General features: G+C 67.8%; 22 protein-coding genes. 15 read left to right on the forward strand and 7 right to left on the reverse strand.

Going from position 1 to position 21,577, the window contains the following annotated elements:
* Positions 1–15: 15 nt before the first annotated feature.
* Positions 16–1,212, forward strand: a complete 1,197-nt coding sequence (locus NM203_RS06005) for an MFS transporter (protein WP_255058797.1) — start codon at positions 16–18, stop codon at positions 1,210–1,212.
* Here the strand turns inward: NM203_RS06005 and NM203_RS06010 are convergent.
* A complete protein-coding gene (locus NM203_RS06010) occupies positions 1,173–2,387 on the reverse strand; it encodes a diiron oxygenase (protein ID WP_255058798.1) in 1,215 nt (404 codons plus the stop codon). The genes NM203_RS06005 and NM203_RS06010 overlap by 40 nt on opposite strands.
* A 53-nt stretch (positions 2,388–2,440) precedes the next feature.
* Here NM203_RS06010 and cobF point away from each other — a divergent pair, with 53 nt between their 5' ends.
* From cobF to NM203_RS06025, 3 genes are read left to right on the forward strand one after another with little or no spacing between them, the layout of a single operon-like run.
* Complete coding sequence (gene cobF / locus NM203_RS06015; protein WP_303624185.1) at positions 2,441–3,217, forward strand: precorrin-6A synthase (deacetylating); 777 nt, start codon at positions 2,441–2,443, stop codon at positions 3,215–3,217.
* A 37-nt stretch (positions 3,218–3,254) separates the two neighbouring features.
* Positions 3,255–3,659 carry a phage holin family protein gene (locus NM203_RS06020; RefSeq protein WP_255058800.1) on the forward strand — a complete coding sequence of 135 codons (405 nt, stop codon included), beginning with the start codon at positions 3,255–3,257 and terminating at the stop codon, positions 3,657–3,659.
* A 19-nt stretch (positions 3,660–3,678) separates the two neighbouring features.
* A complete protein-coding gene (locus NM203_RS06025) occupies positions 3,679–4,542 on the forward strand; it encodes an Fpg/Nei family DNA glycosylase (RefSeq protein WP_255058801.1) in 864 nt (287 codons plus the stop codon).
* Between the two features lie 3 nt (positions 4,543–4,545).
* On the opposite strand, the gene NM203_RS06030 is transcribed toward NM203_RS06025, so the two are convergent.
* Positions 4,546–5,103, reverse strand: coding sequence for a chorismate mutase (locus NM203_RS06030; protein ID WP_255058804.1), 558 nt, complete (start codon positions 5,101–5,103; stop codon positions 4,546–4,548).
* A 50-nt stretch (positions 5,104–5,153) separates the two neighbouring features.
* Between NM203_RS06030 and NM203_RS06035 the strand changes: the two genes are divergently transcribed.
* The 4 genes from NM203_RS06035 to NM203_RS06050 are packed head-to-tail and all read left to right on the forward strand — an operon-like array spanning position 5,154 to position 7,628.
* Positions 5,154–5,903 carry an SDR family oxidoreductase gene (locus tag NM203_RS06035; RefSeq protein ID WP_255058805.1) on the forward strand — a complete coding sequence of 250 codons (750 nt, stop codon included), beginning with the start codon at positions 5,154–5,156 and terminating at the stop codon, positions 5,901–5,903.
* 56 nt (positions 5,904–5,959) lie between these two features.
* Positions 5,960–6,223, forward strand: a complete 264-nt coding sequence (locus NM203_RS06040; protein ID WP_255058806.1) for a helix-turn-helix transcriptional regulator — start codon at positions 5,960–5,962, stop codon at positions 6,221–6,223.
* 5 nt (positions 6,224–6,228) lie between these two features.
* Positions 6,229–6,759: a hypothetical protein gene (locus tag NM203_RS06045; protein ID WP_255058807.1), complete on the forward strand. Its 531-nt coding sequence runs from the start codon at positions 6,229–6,231 to the stop codon at positions 6,757–6,759.
* A 35-nt stretch (positions 6,760–6,794) separates the two neighbouring features.
* The gene (locus NM203_RS06050; protein WP_255058808.1) at positions 6,795–7,628 is read left to right on the forward strand and encodes a glycoside hydrolase family 16 protein; all 834 of its coding nucleotides are present in this window, start codon (positions 6,795–6,797) and stop codon (positions 7,626–7,628) included.
* Between the two features lie 53 nt (positions 7,629–7,681).
* Here NM203_RS06050 and pgi read toward each other — a convergent pair whose 3' ends face one another.
* Positions 7,682–9,337, reverse strand: a complete 1,656-nt coding sequence (pgi, locus tag NM203_RS06055) for a glucose-6-phosphate isomerase (protein WP_255058809.1) — start codon at positions 9,335–9,337, stop codon at positions 7,682–7,684.
* A gap of 50 nt (positions 9,338–9,387) precedes the next feature.
* Here pgi and NM203_RS06060 point away from each other — a divergent pair, with 50 nt between their 5' ends.
* From NM203_RS06060 to modA, 3 genes are all read left to right on the forward strand, one after another.
* On the forward strand, positions 9,388–10,836 hold the full coding sequence (locus NM203_RS06060) for an NAD-dependent succinate-semialdehyde dehydrogenase (RefSeq protein ID WP_255058810.1): 1,449 nt from the start codon (positions 9,388–9,390) through the stop codon (positions 10,834–10,836).
* Between the two features lie 66 nt (positions 10,837–10,902).
* Positions 10,903–11,310, forward strand: coding sequence for a TOBE domain-containing protein (locus NM203_RS06065; protein ID WP_255058811.1), 408 nt, complete (start codon positions 10,903–10,905; stop codon positions 11,308–11,310).
* 32 nt (positions 11,311–11,342) lie between these two features.
* A complete protein-coding gene (modA, locus tag NM203_RS06070; RefSeq protein ID WP_303624271.1) occupies positions 11,343–12,080 on the forward strand; it encodes a molybdate ABC transporter substrate-binding protein in 738 nt (245 codons plus the stop codon).
* 20 nt (positions 12,081–12,100) lie between these two features.
* Here the strand turns inward: modA and NM203_RS06075 are convergent, their stop codons facing one another.
* Positions 12,101–12,364, reverse strand: a complete 264-nt coding sequence (locus tag NM203_RS06075; protein WP_255058813.1) for a chorismate mutase — start codon at positions 12,362–12,364, stop codon at positions 12,101–12,103.
* A 249-nt stretch (positions 12,365–12,613) separates the two neighbouring features.
* Between NM203_RS06075 and pcrA the strand changes: the two genes are divergently transcribed.
* Positions 12,614–14,935: a DNA helicase PcrA gene (gene pcrA, locus NM203_RS06080; RefSeq protein WP_255058814.1), complete on the forward strand. Its 2,322-nt coding sequence runs from the start codon at positions 12,614–12,616 to the stop codon at positions 14,933–14,935.
* 7 nt (positions 14,936–14,942) lie between these two features.
* Here pcrA and NM203_RS06085 read toward each other — a convergent pair whose 3' ends face one another.
* Together NM203_RS06085 and NM203_RS06090 are read right to left on the reverse strand one after the other, a co-directional pair.
* A complete protein-coding gene (locus NM203_RS06085) occupies positions 14,943–15,509 on the reverse strand; it encodes a hypothetical protein (RefSeq protein ID WP_255059133.1) in 567 nt (188 codons plus the stop codon).
* 52 nt (positions 15,510–15,561) lie between these two features.
* Entirely contained in the window at positions 15,562–16,626 is a 1,065-nt protein-coding gene (locus NM203_RS06090; protein ID WP_255058815.1) for a M23 family metallopeptidase, read from the reverse strand.
* A 271-nt stretch (positions 16,627–16,897) separates the two neighbouring features.
* Here NM203_RS06090 and sucC point away from each other — a divergent pair, with 271 nt between their 5' ends.
* From sucC to NM203_RS06105, 3 genes are all read left to right on the forward strand, one after another.
* Entirely contained in the window at positions 16,898–18,061 is a 1,164-nt protein-coding gene (sucC, locus tag NM203_RS06095) for an ADP-forming succinate--CoA ligase subunit beta (protein ID WP_255058816.1), read from the forward strand.
* A gap of 17 nt (positions 18,062–18,078) precedes the next feature.
* Positions 18,079–18,981: a succinate--CoA ligase subunit alpha gene (gene sucD, locus NM203_RS06100; RefSeq protein WP_255058817.1), complete on the forward strand. Its 903-nt coding sequence runs from the start codon at positions 18,079–18,081 to the stop codon at positions 18,979–18,981.
* A gap of 147 nt (positions 18,982–19,128) precedes the next feature.
* Complete coding sequence (locus NM203_RS06105; protein ID WP_255058818.1) at positions 19,129–20,658, forward strand: acetyl-CoA acetyltransferase; 1,530 nt, start codon at positions 19,129–19,131, stop codon at positions 20,656–20,658.
* A 1-nt stretch (position 20,659) separates the two neighbouring features.
* Here NM203_RS06105 and NM203_RS06110 read toward each other — a convergent pair whose 3' ends face one another.
* Positions 20,660–21,508 carry an LLM class F420-dependent oxidoreductase gene (locus NM203_RS06110; RefSeq protein WP_255058819.1) on the reverse strand — a complete coding sequence of 283 codons (849 nt, stop codon included), beginning with the start codon at positions 21,506–21,508 and terminating at the stop codon, positions 20,660–20,662.
* Between the last annotated feature and the right edge of the window lie 69 nt (positions 21,509–21,577).

Below are 21,577 nucleotides of genomic sequence, written 5' to 3' on the forward strand. Positions count from 1 at the left end.
GAACAGGCGGGCCGGATGAGCAACGTAAGTAGACCGTGGCTCACCAGGAACGTCCGGGTGCTCTCGGCGGTGTCGTTTCTGCAGGACACGGCCAGCGAACTGCTCTATCCACTACTGCCCATCTACCTGACGACGGTGCTGGGCGCGCCGCCTGCCGTGGTCGGAGCAATCGAGGGTGCGGCCGAGGGCGCGGCCGCGCTGACCAAGCTGGCCTCCGGCCCGCTCGGCGACCGCTACGCCAAGCGTCCGCTGATCGCGACCGGCTACGGGCTGGCGGCGCTCGGCAAGGTGATGGTCGCGGCGTTCGCGGCGTGGCCCGGTGTGCTGGCCGGCCGAGTCGTGGACCGACTGGGGAAGGGCCTGCGGGGTGCGCCACGCGACGCGCTGCTGGTGGCCGATGTGGACGACTCCGCCCGTGGCCGGGTGTTCGGTTTCCACCGCGCGGTGGACACCGCGGGCGCGGTCGTGGGTCCGCTGCTCGGGCTCGTCGGATACGAACTGCTCGACCACCGGATCGCGCCGCTGCTGTGGATCGCCGTGGTGCCCGCGGTGCTCAGCGTGGCGCTGGTATTCGCGACGCGGGAGAAGCGCCGCGCGGTGACGGCGGTCCGCGCGGGGATCTTCGCGCACGTGAAGGACCTGCCGGGCGGCTACTGGCGGGTGGCGGGGGTCCTGATCGCCTTCGGTGTCGTCAACTTCCCCGATGCGCTACTACTGTTGCGGCTCAACGAGATCGGCTTCTCGGTGGTCGAGGTGATCCTGGCCTACGTCGGCTACAACGCCGTGTACGCGATCGTCAGCTATCCGGCCGGGGTGCTCGCCGACCGGCTGTCGAAGCCCCTGGTGTTCGGCATCGGAATGGTGTTCTTCGCCGTCGGCTACGGCGGGCTCGGCCTGACCGACGACACGCTGACGGCGTGGCTCCTGGTCGCCGCCTACGGTGTCTTCACCGGATGCACGGACGGGGTCGGCAAGGCGTGGATCTCATCACTGGTCGGACGCGATGTGCAGTCCAGCGCCCAGGGGGTGTTCCAGGGCGCCTCGGGCTTCGCCATCCTGATCGCCGGAGTGTGGGCCGGTCTGCTGTGGGGGGCGGACGGCGAACTGCCGCTGTTGATCTCGGGCGGCGTCGGCGCCGTCCTCGCGGTCGGGTTGATCGGGTGGGGGCTGCGTCAGCCGAAGGGCGGCGCGCCCACGCCGGTCACCGAGTAGCCACCCTGCGGAGTGCGCTCGGTGAGGCGTGCCGCCGCGGTGCGGCCGTTGGCGGTCAGCAGCGCCTCCGGGCGGCGCAGCACGTCCTCGGGCAGTGCACCGAAAACCGTTCCGCGCCAATGGTATTTACCGTCAACGGGATCCAGTCTGCCGGTGAGGCGGACCCGCACCGCGTGCTCCTCGTCGGACACCTTGATGTTCGCCGGCCCGTCGTAGACCTCGTCGGGCGCCGGTCCCGTCGGCGCCTCGACGGCTACGCGGGGGGTCTTCGCGGGCAGGAAGTGGCTGCGCCGCCACATCATCCGGGCGATCGGGCCCATCAGGCCCACCTCCTCGAGGAAGGCGGCCAGCGGGGCGAAGCCCGAGATCTGCATCTCGTGCCGGTGCGGGCTGCGTCGCGCCGTGCGCCGCGCCTGCCGCCAGTCGAGTCCCACGCGCCGATACATCACCGGGTTGCTGAAGATGTACCGGAAGAACGGGCCCCCGATCCCGTTGATCGTCGAGATCCACCACCGGTTCAACCGCGGCATGTCGTCGATGCGCTTGCGCACCCCGTCACGGGCGAACTGGATGTGCCGGGCCTCCTCGGTGACGTGAATCCGCATGAGCCGCTGCACCATCGGTTGCAGCTGCGGATCGTCCATCATCTGACGCTGCAGCGAATCGAAGATCTCCTCGCCGATGAGCGCTGCGACCCACAACACCGACCCCTTGAAGCCGAGGGGGACCGCGTTGATGATCATCCGCTGATACCGCTTCGGCGCAATGGGTTTCACGCCCATGCGCTCGATGGCCTTGCCGAACATGACCATGTGGCGGGTCTCGTCGCCCATCTCGGTGAGCGCGTAGTGCGTCGCGTTGCTGGTCGGGTCCTCGTGCATCAGCTTGCGCAGGATGCCCTGATTGAGAATGTTCTCGAACCAGATGCCCGCCGACAGCGTGTTGACGAGTTCCTGGCGGGACAGCTCGATCTGCTGTTCGCGGGTCATCGTGTCCCACAGCGGGGTGCCGTACAGCGAGACGAGCTTCGGCGGCAGATAGAACTTGTCGGGATCCAGCGGTGCGTCCCAGTCGATGTCGACGACGGGTTCGTAGTACTTCTTCACCGACCCGCGCAGGAGGCGTTCCGAGAACTCCTCGCGCGTGGGGGAGTTGGACCTCACGGAGCTCGTCATGGCAGTCCTCTCGCCGCAGCTATGCTCCAGAACCTAATGACGCCGCTCTCAACATGTCAATACCCCCGGTACCGGATACTTCGGGTTCCGTGACGCGCCGCGTTCGCGTCATCGGCATCGGCGCCGGCGGCCCCGACTACGTGACGGCCCAGGCCGTAGCGGCGCTGAACAGCGTCGACGTGTTCTTCGCGATGGACAAGGGCGACGCGAAGGACGACCTGGTGGCGCTGCGCCGCGAGGTCTGCGAACGATTCATCGATCAGCCGCGGTACCGCTTCGTCGAGCTGGCCGACCCGCCGCGCGCCCGCGACGGCGACTACCACCAGGCGGTCGCCGACTGGCACGCCGCGCGCGCCGACGTCTGGGCGCGCGCGCTCACCGACGAGCTGGGAGACGACGGGGTCGGGGCCTTCCTCGCATGGGGTGATCCGTCGCTCTACGACAGCACGCTGCGAATCCTCGACCTCGTCGCGCAGCGTGTCGACCTCAGCTGGGACGTCGTCCCCGGCATCACCGCGATCCAGGCGCTCACCGCGCGACATCGCATCCCGCTCAACGACATCGGCGAACCGGTGCTCATCACGACGGGACGCCGGCTGCGCGCCGACGGGTTGACGGGCGCTTCGGTCGTGATGCTCGACGGCGACTGCGCGTTCCTCGACTGCCCGCCGGACACCCGCATCTGGTGGGGCGCCTACCTCGGCACGGCGAACGAACTGCTCGTCGCGGGCTCGGTGGGGGACGTCGGGCAGCGCATCGTCGACGTGCGGGCAGAGGCCCGAGCGCGGCACGGCTGGATCATGGACACGTACCTGCTGCGACCGGCATAGCCCGCGGGGCGCCACTGAAGATGACAAGATCAACCGCATGGGGCAATTCCTGGTTCGTGCCGCGCTGACGGGTGTCGCGCTCTGGATCGTGACGCTCGTCGTTCCCGGCGTGGAGATCATCGGCGGCGACACCACACTGCAGTACGTCGGCATCATCTTCGTCGTGGCGCTCGTTTTCGGCGTCGTCAACGCGTTCATCAAGCCGATCGTCCAGTTCATCTCGATCCCGCTCTACATCCTCACGCTCGGCCTCATTCACATCGTCATCAACGCGCTGATGCTCTGGATCACGTCGTGGATCACCGAGAACACCACGCACTGGGGCCTGTACATCGACGACTTCTGGTGGACGGCGATCTGGGCGGCGATCGTCCTGTCGATCGTCAGCTGGCTGCTCTCGCTGGTGCTGCCCGACGGCGATCGGGTGGGTTCGCGCTCGTAACCGGTGCACACTGGACGTCATGCCGGAACTACCCGAGGTCGAGGCGCTGGCGGACCACCTGCGCCGCAACGCCGTCGGACTGCCAGTGGGACGGATCGACGTGTCGGCCTTCTCGGTGCTCAAGACGTTCGATCCACCCGTCACCGCGCTCTACGGCCGGGAGGTCACGGGCGCCGATCGCTGGGGGAAGTACCTCGGCCTGCAGGTGGGCGACCTGCATCTGATCACCCACCTGTCGCGGGCTGGGTGGCTGCGCTGGTCGGACAAGCTGGCGCCCGCACCGCTGAAGCCCGGCAAGGGACCGATCGCACTGCGCGTCCACCTCGGAACACCCGGCGAGGCACCGGGATTCGACCTCACCGAAGCCGGCACCCAGAAGAGGCTCGCGGTCTGGCTGGTGGGGGATCCGGCGACGGTGCCGCAGATCGCGGGGCTCGGACCCGACGCGCTGTCGCTTGATCCGGATGGGCTCGCGGCGGTGCTCACGGGTAACACCGGGCGCATCAAGACCGTGATCACCGACCAGAAGGTGATCGCCGGGATCGGCAATGCGTACAGCGACGAGATCCTGCACGTGGCGAAGCTGTCGCCCTTCGCGACGGCGGGCAAGCTCACCAACGCCCAACTCGCGGATCTGCACAGCGCGATGATCGGCGTGCTGACCGATGCGGTGTCGCGGTCGGTGGGGCAGGGGGCGGCGACGCTCAAGGGCGAGAAGCGGTCCGGTCTGCGGGTGCACGCCCGCACGGGGCTGCCCTGCCCGGTGTGCGGCGACACCGTGCGCGAGGTGTCGTTCGCCGACAAGTCGTTTCAGTACTGCGCGACGTGCCAGACGGGCGGCAAGGTGCTGGCCGACCGGCGGATGTCGAAGCTGCTCAAGTAGGTGTCAGCAGTACGACGCGGTCGCCACGGCCAGCGCGTCCACCTTCAGCGGGTCGAGGCCGCGTTCAGCGGCGACCGTGCGCTTGGCCGCGTCCAGGGCGGCCGGGCAGGTCGGACCGTGCAGCACTCCCCACTGCGCCGCCATCTCCGCGACCATCGACTTGTTGAAACCGTCGATCGCCGTGCGTGATTCGGCGAGGTCCGGCGCACTGGCCGGCGCGGCGGCGGGGACGAACTTCCAGTGTCCGAACAGGATGTACTGGACCCCTTCGGTCGCGTGGATCTGGTTCTCGAAGGCCTCCCGGACGTAGGCCGGGTCGATGCCGCGGTTCGAGGCGTCGGCGCCGACGGTGTCGAGCACCTGCGCCACCCGAGCGGGATCCTCGATGGACCCGCCGTTGACCCACTTGTAGGCGGCGACGGGATCGGCGGTCTGCAGGCGCTGGGCCGCGGTGTCGACGAGAAGGTGCAGAGGGTTGTCGTCGTCCGCGTGGGCCGCGGGTGCTCCGGCGATGAGCAGGAGTGCGGCCAGGACCGGGATGGCGGGTTTCACGGACTCCATCTTCGTTCACCGATTTCTTGACACCTGTCGAGTCCAGCTATTCTGCACGCATGACTCGGCAGAAGATCCTCATCACCGGCGCGAGCTCGGGCTTGGGCGCGGGTATGGCCCGCCAGTTCGCCGCGAAGGGCCGCGACCTGGCCCTGTGCGCACGTCGCGTCGACAATCTGGACGAGTTGAAAGCCGAGCTCACGGCGCGGTATCCGAGCATCAAGGTCGCCGTCGCAGCGCTCGACGTCAACGATCACGAGGCGGTGCCGAAGGTGTTCGCCGAGATGTCCGACGAACTCGGCGGCCTGGACTGCGTCATCGTCAACGCGGGCATCGGCAAGGGGTATCCACTCGGCGGCGGCAAACTGTGGGCGAACAAGGCCACCCTCGAAACGAATCTCGTTGCGGCGCTGGTCCAGATCGAGACGGCGCTGGAGATGTTCAAGGCCGCGGGCCACGGGCACCTGGTGCTGGTGTCGTCGGTGCTCGGCAACGTCGGCGTGCCCGGTCACAAGGCCGCCTACTCCGCGAGCAAGGCGGGCGTGACGTCGCTCGGCGGGTCGCTGCGGGCCGAGTACCCGTCGGGGCCGATCAAGATCACCGTGCTGGAACCGGGCTACATCGAGTCCGAGATGACCGCGAAGTCCAACTCGACGATGCTCATGGTCGACAACGAGACCGGCGTCCGCGCGATGGTCAACGCCATCGAGAACGAGAAGGGCCGCGCCGTCGTCCCCGGTTGGCCCTGGTGGCCGCTGGTCGAAGTGATGAAGGTGCTGCCACCGCGCTTCACCAAGTACTTCGCCTGACCGAAAATCGCAGAACGGCTTGACGTGAGCGTTGGGTTTTCCTAACGTTTAGTTGTATGAGCCCGGTGAGACGTGGGGAAAATCTTCCCATTCACAACCGCATCGGCGTGCTGCGCGCCGAGCGGCGGATGACGCGGGCGGAGCTCGCAGCGCTCGTCGACGTGAACCCGCAGACCGTGGGAGCGCTCGAGCGTGGCGATCACTATCCGAGCCTCGATCTGGCGTTCCGGATCTGTGACGTGTTCGGCCTGCCCGTGGAGGCCGTCTTCTCGCGCTCCGCCTTCACGCCGTTGTCGGCCGAGCTCTACGGAAGGACGTGAGAGGGATGACGCAACAGAACCTGCTCGACCGCTATCAGGATTACCGCACCCGGCGCTTCACCGAGCACCAACGCAAGACCGCGCAGTCCCTGCCGGGCTGGCGCACACAGCGTCGGCGACGCTCGCTCGTCATCGGCCTCGCGGTCACGTTCGCGTTCATGTTCGCCGTCGGAGTGGTGTACGCGTTCGGCGTGAAATGGGTTGCACTGCTGTGGCTTCCGGCGTGTGCGGTGTTCATGCCGATGTGGGTCGCGCTGCAGATCGTATTGGGCCGTCAAAGCGACGCCCCCGAGGCCACGCTCGACGAGTACGAGGTCGCGCAACGCAACAGCGCGCGATCCATCGGGTTGACGGTGACGCAGAACCTGATGATGATCCCGATCGCCTACCTGATCTTCGGCGCCGCCATCACCGGCGGCACCGACGAGAACATGGCCTACGCGGGCGGACTGATGGCGCTGGCCGTCCTCCTCGTCGGAGGCTCGACTCCTGCGATGATCCTCGGCTGGACGCGGCGCGACCCCGATCCGGAGTAGGAACCGTTCCCGGGTTCGGGTGTTTTGATAGCCCGATGCCTCAACTCGATCGGCGTACGATGCTCACGATGACCGGAATCGGTCTGCTGGGGGCAACGCTGCCTCTCGCGGAGGCCGCGGCCGCCCCGTGGGACGGGTCGCCACCGGCGGCGCCACCGCCGAGCGGCAAGTACCTGTTCGAGGATCACTTCGACGGGCCGGCGGGCTCGGCTCCCGACCGGTCCAAGTGGGAGATCGCCACCGAGCGCGAGTCGATGGAGGACCCGACGTTCTGGGAGCTTCCGGAGAACGTCGGCCAGTACCGCGACGACCGCCGCAACGTGTACGTCGACGGCAAGTCGAATCTGGTCTTCCACGCGGCCAAGGACGGCGACACCTACTACAGCGGCAAGGTGTTCGGCACCTACCGCGGCGGCATCGGGCACAACTGGGAAGCCCGCATCAAGTGCAACTGCATCACCCCCGGCGCCTGGCCCGCGTGGTACCTCGCCAACAACAACCCGGTCAACGGCGGCGAGGTCGACGTCATGGAGTGGTACGGCAACGGCAGCTGGGCACCCGGTTCGACGGTGCACGCCAATTTGAACGGCGGCGAACACGTCAGCCAGACCATCGCCGTCGACAGCGCGTGGCACACGTGGCGAGTGCAGTGGGACGACGCCGGGATGCGGTTCTGGAAGGACTACACCGACGGCGCGCAGCCGTACTTCAACGTGCCCGCCGACTCGCTGCCCGGCTGGCAGTTCAACACGCCGGGCTACACGTTCTACCCGGTGATGGACCTCGCGATCGCGGGCTCCGGCGGCGGCGACCCGTCGGGCGGCACCTACCCCGCCGACATGCTGATCGACTACGTCCGCGTCTGGTGATCTCGCGGTTCGTGCACACCACAGAGCGCTGACCGCTCCTGCGCGTGCACGAATCACGCAGTGCGGCCGCGTTCGGAGCGATAGTGGCGGACGAGTGCATCCGTGGACGAGTCGGTCTGCGGCGCGGGTGACGCGTCCCCGGTGATGACCGGGAGCAGCGCCTTAGCCTGCGTCTTGCCGAGTTCGACACCCCACTGGTCGAACGAGTCGATACCCCAGATGACGCCCTCGGTGAACACCTGATGCTCGTAGAGCGCGATGAGCTGGCCGACCACCGACGGCGTCAGCAGCGTCGCGAGGATCGACGTCGTGGGCCGGTTGCCCGGCATCACCTTGTGCGGCACCACGTCTGCGGGCGTGCCCTCGCCCGCGATCTCCTCGGCCGTCTTGCCGAACGCCAGCACCTGCGTCTGCGCGAAGAAGTTGCTCATCAGCAGGTCGTGCATGCTGCCGGTGCCGTCGGCCGTCGGAAGGTCGTCGGTGGGCTGGCTGAAACCGATGAAGTCGGCGGGAATCAGCCGGGTGCCCTGGTGCAGCAGTTGGTAGAAGGCGTGCTGGCCGTTGGTTCCCGGTTCGCCCCAGTAGATCTCGCCGGTCTCGGTGGTGACGGGGGAGCCGTCGGCGCGCACCGACTTGCCGTTGGACTCCATGGTCAGCTGCTGCAGGTACGCCGCAAACCGCGCCAGGTCGTTCGAGTACGGCAGCACCGCGCGTGACTGGGCGCCGAAGAACTCGTTGTACCAGAGTCCGATGAGGCCCAGCAGCGCAGGCGCATTCGCCTCCAGCGGCGTGGTCCGGAAGTGTTCGTCGATGACGTGGAAGCCCGCCAGGAACTCCGCGAACCGCTCCTTGCCGATCACCGCCATGACGGACAGCCCGATCGCCGAGTCCACCGAGTACCGCCCGCCGACCCAGTCCCAGAAGCCGAACATGTTGTCGGTGTTGATGCCGAAGTCGTCGACCAGTTTCTTGTTCGTCGACACCGCGACGAAGTGCTTCGCCACCGCGGCGTCGCCGAGCACGTCGGTCAGCCAGCGCCGCGCCGCGGTCGCGTTCGTCAGCGTCTCCAACGTCGAGAACGTCTTGGAGGCGATGATGAAAAGCGTTGTGGCGGGATCGAGCCCGTCGAGTTTGGCCACCAGATCGGCGGGGTCGACGTTCGACACGAAGCGGGCCGAGATGCCCGCGTCGGCGTAGTGCCGCAGCGCCTGGTACACCATCACCGGGCCGAGGTCGGAGCCGCCGATGCCGATGTTGACGACGCATCTGATGCGCTCACCCGTCGCGCCGGTCCACTCGCCGCTGCGCAGCCGATCGGTGAAGTCGCCCATCGCGTCGAGCACCTCGTGCACGTCGGCCACGACGTTCTGACCGTCGACCTCGAGTTCCGCACCGCGGGGCAGTCGCAGCGCGGTGTGCAGCACGGCGCGATCCTCGGAGGTGTTGATGTGCGCGCCGGCGAACATGGCGTCGCGCTTGGCCTCCAGATCGGCGGCCCTGGCCAGGTCGACGAGGAGCGTCAGCGTCTCGCGGGTGACTCGGTGCTTGCTGTAGTCGATGTACAGGTCGCCGACGGTCAGCGTCAGCTCGCGGCCGCGTTCGGGGTCCTCGTCGAAGTACTCCCGCAGGTGCTTGTCCGCGATCTGATCGTGGTGGCGGGCGAGCGCGTTCCATGCTGGCGTTGACGAAATATCCACGGCATCGGTCATTCCTTCGACCCTAGTGCGGAGCGCTGAATGAAGGTGTAAATGATGGATGCATGGACATCGAAAAGCTGCTGTCATCCGTTCCGACCGGACTCTGGATCGGCGGTGAGGAACGACCGGGATCGTCGACCTTCGACGTGCTCAACCCCGCGACCGACGAGGTCCTGATCTCCATCGCCAACGCCACCCCCGAGGACGGCATCGCCGCACTCGACGCCGCCGCGGGCGTGCAGAAGGAGTGGGCCGCGACGCCGCCGCGTGAGCGCGGCGAGATCCTCCGCTCGGTGTTCGAAGCGATCACCGCGCGTGCCGAGGAGTTCGCGACGCTGATGACCCTCGAGATGGGCAAGGTCGTCGCCGAGAGCATGGGCGAGGTGAAGTACGGCGCCGAGTTCTTCCGCTGGTTCGCCGAGGAGGCCGTGCGCATCGACGGCCGCTACACGCGAAGCCCCGCGGGCACCGGCCGCATCATCGTCACCAAGCAGGCCGTCGGCCCGTGTCTGGCCATCACGCCGTGGAACTTCCCGCTGGCGATGGGCACCCGCAAGATCGGCCCGGCGATGGCGGCCGGTTGCACGATGGTGATCAAGCCGGCCCAGGAGACGCCGCTGACGATGCTGCTGCTCGCCAAGCTGATGGACGAGGCCGGGCTGCCCAAGGGCGTGCTCTCGATTCTGCCGACCACCAAGCCGGGCGATCTGACGACGGCCCTCATCGACGACGGCCGGCTGCGCAAGCTGACGTTCACCGGCTCCACCGGCGTAGGCAAGGCACTCGTCAAGCAGAGCGCCGACAAGCTGCTGCGCACCTCGATGGAGTTGGGCGGCAACGCACCGTTCATCGTGTTCGACGACGCCGATCTGGACGCCGCGGTCGACGGCGCCCTGCTGGCCAAGATGCGCAACGGCGGCGAGGCCTGCACCGCCTCGAACCGCTTCCACGTCGCGAACGCGGTGCGCGAGGAGTTCACCGAGAAGCTGGTGAAGCGGATGAGCGAGTACAAGCTCGGCAACGGGCTGGACGAGTCGTCGACCCTGGGTCCGCTGATCAGCAAGAAGCAGGTCGCCACCGTCGAGGACCTGGTGTCCGACGCCGTGTCCAAGGGCGCACGGGTCGCCGTCGGCGGCGCCGCGCCGGACGGGCCAGGGCACTTCTACCCGGCGACCGTGCTGGCCGACGTTACCGCCGACGCGCGCATCTTCAAGGAGGAGGTGTTCGGGCCCGTCGCCCCGGTGATCGGCTTCGACACCGAGGAGGAGGGCATCGCCGCGGCCAACGACACCGAATACGGTCTGGCGGCCTACATCTACACCCAGGGGCTGGACCGGGCGCTGCGCGTCGCCGAGGCGCTCGAGGCGGGCATGGTCGGTGTCAATCGCGGTGTCATCTCCGATCCGGCCGCGCCGTTCGGCGGTGTCAAGGAATCGGGCTTCGGCCGCGAAGGCGGCTCCGAGGGCATCGACGAGTACCTCGACATCAAGTACATCGCGTTGACGAACTAGGCACGGGCTCCGCGGCTGCGGCTGGAGAGGGCGTATTCATCCGCACCTGCGGCTAATATCCGGGGTGTGCCGTCCATCCGCATCCGCGACGCCGCTGAACTGCTCGGGGTCAGCGACGACACCGTCCGACGCTGGGTCGACGACGGCCAGCTGTCGGTGCGCACCGACGACTCCGGCCGCAAGGTGCTCGACGGAGCCGAGTTGGCGCGGTTCGTCAGCGCCCAGGGCGGCCGGGTACCCAGGGACCCCGTCGCGGTCGGCAGCTCGGCGCGCAACCGCTTCGCCGGCCTCGTCACGAAGGTGACCGCCGACAAGGTGATGGCCCAGGTGGAGATGCGTTGCGGCCCGTTCACGGTCGTCTCGCTCATGAGCACCGACGCCGTGCGTGAGCTCGGCCTCGAGCCGGGCAGCGTCGCCACCGCCGTCGTCAAGGCCACCACCGTCATCGTCGAAACGCCCGGAGGAACCTGGTGAAACGTCCTGCCGCCCTTGCCTTCGCCGCGGCGATGGCGGTGGTGCTGGTCGCCGGTTGCGGCTCCGGCTCGCAGCCCGCGACGGCGGGCGAGGGTGCGACCAACCTGGTGGTGTTCGCCGCGGCATCGCTCAAGCAGTCGTTCACCGACATCGGCGAGCGCTTCGAGGCCGACAACCCCGGAACCTCGGTCGAATTCTCCTTCGCGGGATCCTCGGACCTCGTCACCCAGTTGCAGCAGGGCGCGAAAGCCGACGTCTTCGCCTCGGCCGACGCCGGGAACATGGACAAGGCCGCCCAGGCGAACCTGCTCTCAGGCGATCCGGTGAACTTCGCGTCGAACACGCTCACCATCGCCGTCGCCCCCGGAAACCCCGAGGGGATCACCGGTTTCACGGACCTGACCCGCGAGGGCCTCGACGTCGTCGTCTGCGCCCCGCAGGTGCCGTGCGGTTCGGCCACCGAGAAGATCGAGAAGGCCACCGCCGTGACGCTCAACCCGGTCAGCGAGGAGTCCTCGGTGACCGATGTGCTGAACAAGGTCACCTCGGGCGAGGCCGACGCCGGCCTGGTCTACGTCACCGACGCCAAGGGCGCGGGCGACTCGGTCGACGCCGTGGCGTTCCCGGAGACGACCGACGCGGTCAACACCTACCCGATCGCGTCGCTGAAGGACGCCGCCGACCCCGAGCTGGCGAGCAGGTTCGTCGGCTACGTGACCGGGGAGCGGGGGCAGCAGGTGCTCGACGCGGCGGGGTTCGCCAAGCCCTAGTGGCCGAGGCGGCTCAGGTCCTAGTGGCCGAGGCGGCCGCGGCCCATGCGCAGCAGCAGCATCGCGAGGTCCTTGCCGTCAGGGCCGAGCTCGCTGTAGCGCTCGATGACCTTCATCTCGCGGCTGTGCACCAGCCGGGTGCCGCCGGACGCCATCCGGACCTTGCCGATGGCCTGCGACACCTCGGTGCGGCGCTTGACCGCCGCGAGGATGGTGGCGTCGAGGGTGTCGATCTCGAGGCGAAGGTCGTCGATGTCGGCCATGGCTTCAGTTTCTACGCTCATGTCGGGTTCCTTGTCGTTTCGGGGTTGCGTTGGGGGTGTGCGATCCGAACCGGTTTCGGGCCTCGACAACAAAAGAGCCCCGGATCCGGATGCGGACCGCGGGGCTGACTGGGGAGCAGCTAGACCACGGGCACCGCTGGCCGGTACCCGTAGAAAAATCGTCCCTGCGCATTAAGCACGGATTGAGTGTGCCACCACCGGTCGCGTCGATGCAATGTGTCGCCCGGCAGCGGTAGATTCGGCGACGATATGACTGTGCTTCCCGCGCGAACCGAAACCGACGAGCTCCTCGACGGCCTCAACTCCCAGCAGCGGCAGGCCGTGCTGCACGAGGGCTCGCCACTGCTCATCGTCGCCGGTGCCGGCTCGGGCAAGACCGCCGTCCTCACCCGCCGGATCGCCTATCTGCTGGCCGCCCGCGACGTCGGTGTCGGACAGGTGCTCGCCATCACGTTCACCAACAAGGCCGCCGCCGAGATGCGCGAGCGCGTCGTCGGGCTGATCGGGCCCCGCGCCCGGTCGATGTGGGTGTCGACGTTCCACTCGACGTGCGTGCGCATTCTGCGCAACCAGGCCTCGCTGCTGCCGGGGCTGAACTCGAACTTCTCGATCTACGACGCCGACGACTCCCGCCGCCTGCTGATGATGATCGGCAAGGACATGGGCCTGGACACCAAGCGGTACTCGCCGCGACTGCTGTCCAACAGCATCTCCAACCACAAGAACGAGCTGGTCGACCCGCAGCAGGCGCTCACCGAGGCCACCGAGGCCGAGGAGGAGCTCCCGCGCATCGTCGCCGAGGTCTACGGCGAGTACCAGCGCAGGCTGCGCGCGGCTAACGCCCTCGACTTCGACGACCTGATCGGCGAGACGGTCGCGGTGCTGCAGGCGTTCCCGCAGATCGCCCAGTACTACCGGCGCCGCTTCCGGCACATCCTCGTCGACGAGTACCAGGACACAAACCACGCGCAGTACGTCCTGGTGCGCGAGTTGGTCGGCCACGATCTCACCGACACCGAGGTACCGCCGGCGGAGCTGTGCGTCGTCGGCGACGCCGACCAGTCCATCTACGCGTTCCGGGGCGCGACGATCCGCAACATCGAGGACTTCGAGCGGGACTACCCGAACGCGGAAACCATTCTGCTGGAACAGAACTACCGGTCGACGCAGAACATCCTGTCGGCGGCCAACGCCGTCATCTCCCGCAACACCGGCCGTCGGGAGAAGCGGCTGTGGACCGATTCCGGTGAGGGCGAGCTCATCGTCGGGTACGTCGCCGACAACGAGCACGACGAGGCCCGGTTCGTCGCCGGCGAGATCGACACCCTGCACGACCGCGGTGACATCTCGTACAACGACGTCGCCGTCTTCTACCGGACCAACAACAACTCGCGCGCCGTCGAGGAGGTGTTCATCCGCGCCGGCATCCCCTACAAGGTCGTCGGCGGCGTGAGGTTCTACGAGCGCAAGGAGATTCGCGACATCGTCGCGTACCTGAGGGTGCTCGACAACCCCGGCGACTCGGTCAGCATGCGGCGCATCCTCAACACGCCGCGCCGCGGCATCGGCGACCGCGCTGAGGCGTGCGTGGCGGTGTACGCCGAGAACACCGGCGCCAGCTTCAACGACGCGCTGCAGGCCGCGGCCGAGGGCCGGGTGCCGATGCTGAACACCCGCTCGGAGAAGGCGATTGCGGCGTTCGTCGAACTCGTGGACGGGCTGCGCGGCCTGCTCGGCGACGAGCTCGGCGACCTCGTTGAGGCGGTGCTCGACCGCACCGGCTACCGGCGTGAGCTCGAAGCGTCGAGTGACCCGCAGGATCTGGCCCGGCTCGACAACCTGAACGAACTCGTCAGCGTCGCACACGAATTCAGCATCGACCTGGCCAACGCCACCGCGCTGCGCGAGGAGTCCGACGATCCGGTCGACGAGGACATCCCCGAAACCGGCGCTCTCGCCGCCTTCCTCGAGCGGGTGTCGCTGGTGGCCGATGCGGACGGCATCCCCGAGCACGGCGAAGGCGTCGTGACGATGATGACGCTGCACACCGCCAAGGGGCTCGAATTCCCGGTCGTGTTCGTCACCGGGTGGGAGGACGGCATGTTCCCCCACATGCGCGCTCTCGGCGATCCGATGGAACTCTCCGAGGAGCGCAGGCTCGCCTACGTCGGGATCACTCGCGCCAGGCAGCGGCTCTACCTCAGCCGGGCCAAGGTCCGGTCCTCGTGGGGTCAGCCGATGCTCAATCCGGAGTCGCGCTTCCTGCGCGAGATCCCGCAGGAGCTCATCGACTGGCGCCGGGTGGAAGCGCCACCGTCGGCGATGAGCGCGCCCGTTTCCGGTGCAGGACGGTTCGGCAACAACCCCCGGCCGTCCCCCGCCCGCTCCAGTGGCAACAAACGGCCGCCGATCACGCTCGAACCCGGTGATCGCGTCACCCACGACAAGTACGGCCTGGGCCGCGTCGAGGAGGTGTCCGGGGTGGGGGAGTCCGCGATGTCGCTCATCGACTTCGGCAGTGCGGGACGCGTGAAGCTGATGCACAACCACGCGCCGGTGCAGAAGCTGTAACAGCCGGCTAGCGACACCACCGGCCGGTCGCCGGCAGCGCGGCGAGCACCACGCTGGCGATCGGGAGCAGCGGGATGGCGTACACGATGGTCGGCAGCGCGGCACCCGCGACGAACAGGCCGGCGAAGATCATGACCGCGACGAACGCGCCGACGATGATCAGCAGACGGCCGACGCGCCGGCGCAGCAGCAGCGAGATGAGCCCGCCGATGGTCGCTCCCGCTGATACTGCCGCCAGGAAACCTATTGCGACGCAGAACAACTCGTCGGTGCGCCACCAGGCCGAGATCAGGGACGTGGCGATGACGGCGGTCGCCCAGCCGCTGAGGATGCTGACCGCCGCGGTCGCGACAGCCGCACGGGGATCCGGTCTGGGCGGTCGCGGCGCGGGAACTTCGACCGGGGTTGCCCGAGGCAGGTAGCTGGTGGCGATCTCGTCGACCGGCGGTTCGGGGAGGACGGGGAACGACCCGGTGGGGTGACGGCGGATGATGCTGGTTTGCGGGGCGTCGGCGTCCGGGATCTCCGCGGCGGTGGTCGGCGCGAGAGTGGTATCGGGCTCGCGCCGGATCATCTGGGTGCGGTCGGAATCGCCGCCGGAGGTCACTCGGCCAGAGTAGTCGGCGTCAGCCGGAGTACTTGCCGGGGCTCAGGCCGCGCTGGGCCAACCACGGGGTGGGATCCACCCGGTCGCTGCCGTTGACGAGCACCTCGAAGTGCAGATGCGGCCCCGTCGAGTTACCGCGATTGCCCATCGTGGCGATCTGGTCGCCCGCCATCACGCGCTGGCCCTCACTGACGAGCCAGGTGTTGATGTGGCCGTACAGCGTCACGGTGCCGTCGGAGTGCCGGAGCTTGACCCAGGCGCCGTATCCGGCGGTGGGGCCGACGTCGATGACGACGCCGTCGGACGCAGCCAGGATCGGGGTGCCGATGGAGTTCGCGATGTCGATGCCGCCGTGCAGGACGCCCCACCGGTAGCCGAAGCCGGACGTCCAGACGCCGCGGGTGGGCATCTCGAACAACGGCCGTGCGAGCCGCGCCTCACGCTCGGCGCGCTCGGCTGCGAAGGCGGCGCCCTTGGCGAGCTCCTCGCTGTGGATGGCCGAGCTGGCGGCGGGAGCGACGGAGACGATCTGCATGCCCCCGCCGGAGGTGCTGACGCTCTCATCGACGAACGCGCCGGGGCCCGCGGCCACCAGAGCGTCGGCCTCGGGGGTGTTGGTCGCGGTGGCCATCGTGTAGCCGCCGGCTGCGGTCGCGCCGATCGCCATCGCAGCGGCGACCAGCTTGCCCTTGACGTGACCGTCGTTGAGCTTGCGATGGGACCCGCCGCGACGCATGTCGATGACGTCGGTCTGGTCCATGCCGTCGCTGATGTCGGTCCGGCTGTCGCGGTAGGCCCGTGACCGGCGCTCGGCACCGGGCGCGGCGGCGAACTCCGAGGGAACGACGAGTCGCAACGGCACCAGATCGTCGGTGTGGTGCAGGTCGTCGAGCTCGGGCGCGCTGATGACACGCGCTTCCCGGTCGAACGCCGAGGAGTTGCAGAAGTCCAGGTCGGTCACGGATTCGGACAGATCGCCGAACTCGTTGAAGGGGATGATGTCGGTGACGTCGGCGTCGAATACCGCGGGCCGGGCGTTCGTCGAAGCTCTTCGTGGAGAGCGGGACGAACTATGCGATGCCAACCCAAATGTCCTTGTCGTCGTGACCTGTCCGTTATCAAGACCACAGGCACGTTAACCAAAATCCAATGTTGGTGGCAACCCGAGCGGTAATTCCGCGGAATATTGTGATTTGTATCACCAATGGGGCCCGGTGAGATCTGCCACATGAGTGGTAGGCGGTGCGGGTGGGCTGAGCGGGTGTGGATAAAGTTCCCTCGAGCCTTCTAGGCCCGAACCCGTGGAAGTCAGTCCGAGAGTCAACGCAGACAGACAGGAATCCTGGTAAAGCACAATGGATCTATTCGAATACCAGGCGAAGGAACTGTTCGCCAAGCACAACGTACCCACCACCCCCGGCCGGGTGACCGAATCGGCTGACGACGCCAAGGCGATTGCTGAGGAGATCGGCAAGCCCGTCATGGTGAAGGCGCAGGTGAAGGTCGGGGGCCGCGGCAAGGCCGGTGGCGTCAAGTTTGCTGCCACGCCCGCAGACGCTCATCAGCACGCCACCAACATCCTGGGCCTCGACATCAAGGGCCACATCGTCAAGAAGCTGCTGGTCGCCGAAGCGAGCGACATCGCCGAGGAGTACTACATCTCCTTCCTGCTCGATCGCTCGAACCGCACCTACCTCGCCATGTGCTCGGTCGAGGGCGGCATGGAGATCGAGGAGGTCGCCGCCACCAAGCCGGAGCGTCTCGCCAAGGTGCCCGTCAACGCCGTCAAGGGCGTCGACCTGGCCTTCGCCCGTGAGATCGCCGAGAAGGGTCACCTGCCCGCCGAGGTGCTCGACGCCGCCGCGGTGACGATTCAGAAGCTCTGGGAGGTGTTCGTCGGCGAGGACGCGACCCTCGTCGAGGTCAACCCGCTGGTGCGCACGCCCGACGATCAGATCCTCGCGCTCGACGGCAAGGTCACCCTCGACGCCAACGCCGACTTCCGGCAGCCCGGCCACGCGGAGTTCGAGGACAAGGACGCGACCGATCCACTGGAGCTCAAGGCCAAGGAGAACGACCTCAACTACGTCAAGCTCGACGGCGAGGTCGGCATCATCGGAAACGGCGCGGGTCTGGTCATGTCGACGCTCGACGTGGTGGCCTACGCCGGTGAGAAGCACGGCGGCGTCAAGCCGGCCAACTTCCTCGACATCGGTGGCGGCGCGTCGGCCGAGGTGATGGCCAACGGACTCGACGTCATTCTCGGCGACAGCCAGGTGAAGAGCGTGTTCGTCAACGTGTTCGGCGGCATCACCGCGTGCGACGCGGTGGCCAACGGCATCGTCGGCGCGCTCAAGAAGCTCGGCGACAGTGCGAACAAGCCGCTCGTCGTTCGCCTCGACGGCAACAACGTCGAAGAGGGTCGTCGCATCCTCGACGAGGCGAACCACCCCCTGGTCATCCAGGCCGACACCATGGACGCCGGCGCCGACAAGGCCGCCGAGCTGGCCAACAAGTAGACAAGGAACTATGACCCATGTCGATTTTCCTTAACGCGGACAGCAAGGTCATCGTCCAGGGCATCACCGGCGGCGAGGGCACCAAGCACACCGCGCTGATGCTGAAGGCGGGCACGCAGGTCGTCGGCGGCGTGAACGCGCGCAAGGCCGGAACGACGGTGTCGCACAAGGACAAGAACGGCAACGACGTTGAACTGCCGGTGTTCGGCAGTGTCGCCGAGGCCATGAAGGAGACCGGCGCCGACGTGTCGATCGCCTTCGTGCCGCCCGCCTTCTCGAAGGACGCGATCATCGAGGCCATCGACGCCGAGATCCCGCTGCTCGTCGTCATCACCGAGGGAATCCCGGTGCAGGACACCGCGTATGCGTGGGCGTACAACGTCGACAAGGGTGAGAAGACCCGCATCATCGGGCCCAACTGCCCCGGCATCATCACGCCCGGCGAGGCGCTCGTCGGCATCACGCCGAACAACATCACCGGCAAGGGGCCGATCGGGCTGGTGTCGAAGTCCGGCACCCTGACCTACCAGATGATGTTCGAGCTGCGCGATCTCGGCTTCTCGACCGCCATCGGCATCGGCGGCGACCCGGTCATCGGCACCACCCACATCGACGCCATCGAGGCGTTCGAGAAGGATCCCGAGACCAAGCTGATCGTGATGATCGGTGAGATCGGCGGCGACGCCGAGGAGAAGGCCGCCGCGTACATCAAGGCCAACGTCTCCAAGCCGGTCGTCGGCTACGTCGCGGGCTTCACCGCGCCGGAGGGCAAGACCATGGGCCACGCCGGTGCCATCGTCTCCGACGGTGCGGGCACCGCCGACGGCAAGAAGGTAGCGCTCGAAGCCGCCGGGGTGAAGGTCGGCAAGACGCCGTCCGAGACCGCCAAGCTGGCGCGCGAGATCTTCGAGGCGCTCTAGTTCCTCCGCGAGCAGACGCAGAATCCCCTCAATCCCCGCGATTGAGGGGATTCTGCGTCTGGTCGCGGGTCTGGTGAGTCACAGGAATTGGAACAGGTTCCAGGTATCGGTTAGCCTCACGAACTAACACTTGCCAGGAGGTCTGTAATGGTGGATCCGCGCACGCCCGTCATCGTCGGAGTCGGCCAGTTCACCGAACGCCTCGACGACCCCGGATACCGCGGTATGTCGGCGGTCGACCTGGCCACGGAGGCGGTGCGGGCGGCGCTCGCCGACACCGGAGCCGACGTGGCCGAGGTGGCGCGGGCGATCGAGGTCTTCGCCGGCCTCCGGCAGTTCGAGATCTGCACGCCGTTCGCCGATCCGCCCCTCGGTGCGTCGGACAACTACGTGCGGTCGGTGGCGAAGCGAGTCGGCGCCGATCCGGCGCGTGCGGTGCTCGAGCCCATCGGGGGCAACGGATCGCAGAAGGTGGTGACGGAGTTCGCCGGGGTGATCGCGGCCGGCGACATCGAGGTGGCCCTGGTCCTCGGCTCGGAGCCGGGGTCCACGGCGAAGTACTTCTCCAATCGTGCCGACAAGCCGGACTTCACCGAGCGCGTCGGCGGGCAGCTGGAGGACCGCGGGTACGGCTTCGAGCAGTACATGAGCGAGTACACCGCCAAGCACGGCCTGACCGGTGCCCCCGTGCAGTACGGGCTGCTGGACAACGCCCGCCGCGCACGGCTGGGGCTCGGTGTGGCCGACTACCGCCGGGCGATGGCCGAGCTCTTCGCTCCGTTCTCGAAAGTGGCTGCCAAGAACCCGTTCTCGTCGTCCCCGGTGGAGCGTTCGGTCGACGAGATCGTGACCGTCACCGACGAGAACCGGATGATCTGCGACCCGTACCCCCGTTACCTGGTCGCTCGCGACACCGTGAACCAGGGCGCGGCGGTGCTCGTCATGTCGGTGGCCGCCGCCGCTCGACTCGGGGTGCCCGAGGAGAGGTGGGTGTACCTGCGCGGGCACGCCGACCAGACCGAGCAGGACCTCCTCGATCGCGTCGATCTTGATGTCAGCGTCTCCGCGAGACAGGCTGTGGCCGAAGCGCTTCGGGTCGCGGGCATCGGTATCGACGACGTCGCGACCTTCGACCTCTACAGCTGCTTCCCCTTCCCGGTGTTCGCGGTGTGCGACGAGACGGGCGTCGCCCCCGACGATCCGCGCGGGTTGACGCTCACCGGTGGCCTGCCATACTTCGGCGGACCCGGCAACAGCTACTCCCTGCACGGGATCGCCGAGACTGTCGCCGAAATGCGAGACAAGCCAGGTGCTTTCGGCCTCGTCGGTGCGAACGGCGGTGTGATGAGCAAGTACTCGGTGGGGGTGTACTCAACCGAGCCCGCCGACTGGGCGCCGGACCGGAGCAGGGAGCTGCAGGCCGACATCGCCGCGCTTCCGACGATCCCCGTCACCCGCAACGCCGACGGCCGCGGCACCATCGAGACGTATTCGGTGCGCTACGACTGGCCGGAGATCACCGGCGTCGTCATCGGCCGGCTCGACGCCGACGGCAGCCGGTTCATGGCGCTCAGCACCGATGAGCGCCTGATGGCGCTGATGACCGAGGGCGATCCGCTCGGCGCGAAGATCACGGTCACCGCGGACGGTGACGTCAACAGGGCCCAGCTGGCCTGAGTTACGCCAGCGCGGAGAGCTTGCCCGCGAGCCGCTCGACATAGGCGGCGACGTCGGATTCGGACTTGTCGGGCAGCCCGAAGAGCACCTCCGTAACACCCAATTCGCGCCAGTGCGCCAGCTTTTCGGGATCGGGCTTGAAGTCGAGCGCGACGATCTGCGGGGCGCCGTCGCGGTCGGCGGCGGCCCAGGTGTCCTGAAGCAGCTTCACCGGTTCGTCGATGGTGAAGTCGCGCGGTGTGGTGATCCAGCCGTCCGCCGACTTCGCGATCCACTTGAAGTTCTTCTCGGTGCCCGCCGCGCCGACGAGGACCGGGATGTGCGACTGGATCGGCTTCGGCCACGCCCAGGACGGGCCGAACTTCACGAATTCGCCGTCGTACTCGGCTTCCTCCTGCGTCCACAGGGCGCGCATCGCCTCGAGGTACTCGCGCAGCATGGTGCGCCGCCGCCCCGGTGGGACGTTGTGGTCGGTGAGTTCGTCGGTGTTCCAACCGAACCCGACGCCCAGCGACACGCGGCCGCCGGAGAGGTGGTCGAGCGTGGCGATGGACTTGGCCAGGGTGATGCAGTCGTGTTCGACGGGCAGCGCGACCGCGGTCGACAGCCGTACCCGCGTCGTGACGGCTGCGGCCGTTCCCAGCGACACCCACGGATCCAGGGTGCGCATGTAGCGGTCGTCGGGCAGCGACTCGTCACCGGTGGTCGGGTGCGCGGCCTCGCGCTTGATCGGGATGTGGGTGTGTTCGGGCACGTAGAAGGTTTCGAACCCGTGGTCGTCGGCGAGCTTGGCAGCCGCCGCCGGGGTGATGCCGCGATCGCTGGTGAAGAGGACGAGCCCGAAGTTCATGACTGGAATTAGAACGTGTTCCAGTCTGGGAAAGCAAGGCGGACCTCCCAGCGCGTCCGCAGCAACCAC

The sequence above is a fragment of the Mycolicibacterium arenosum genome (genome assembly GCF_024320865.1).
Lineage (GTDB): Bacteria > Actinomycetota > Actinomycetes > Mycobacteriales > Mycobacteriaceae > Mycobacterium > Mycobacterium arenosum.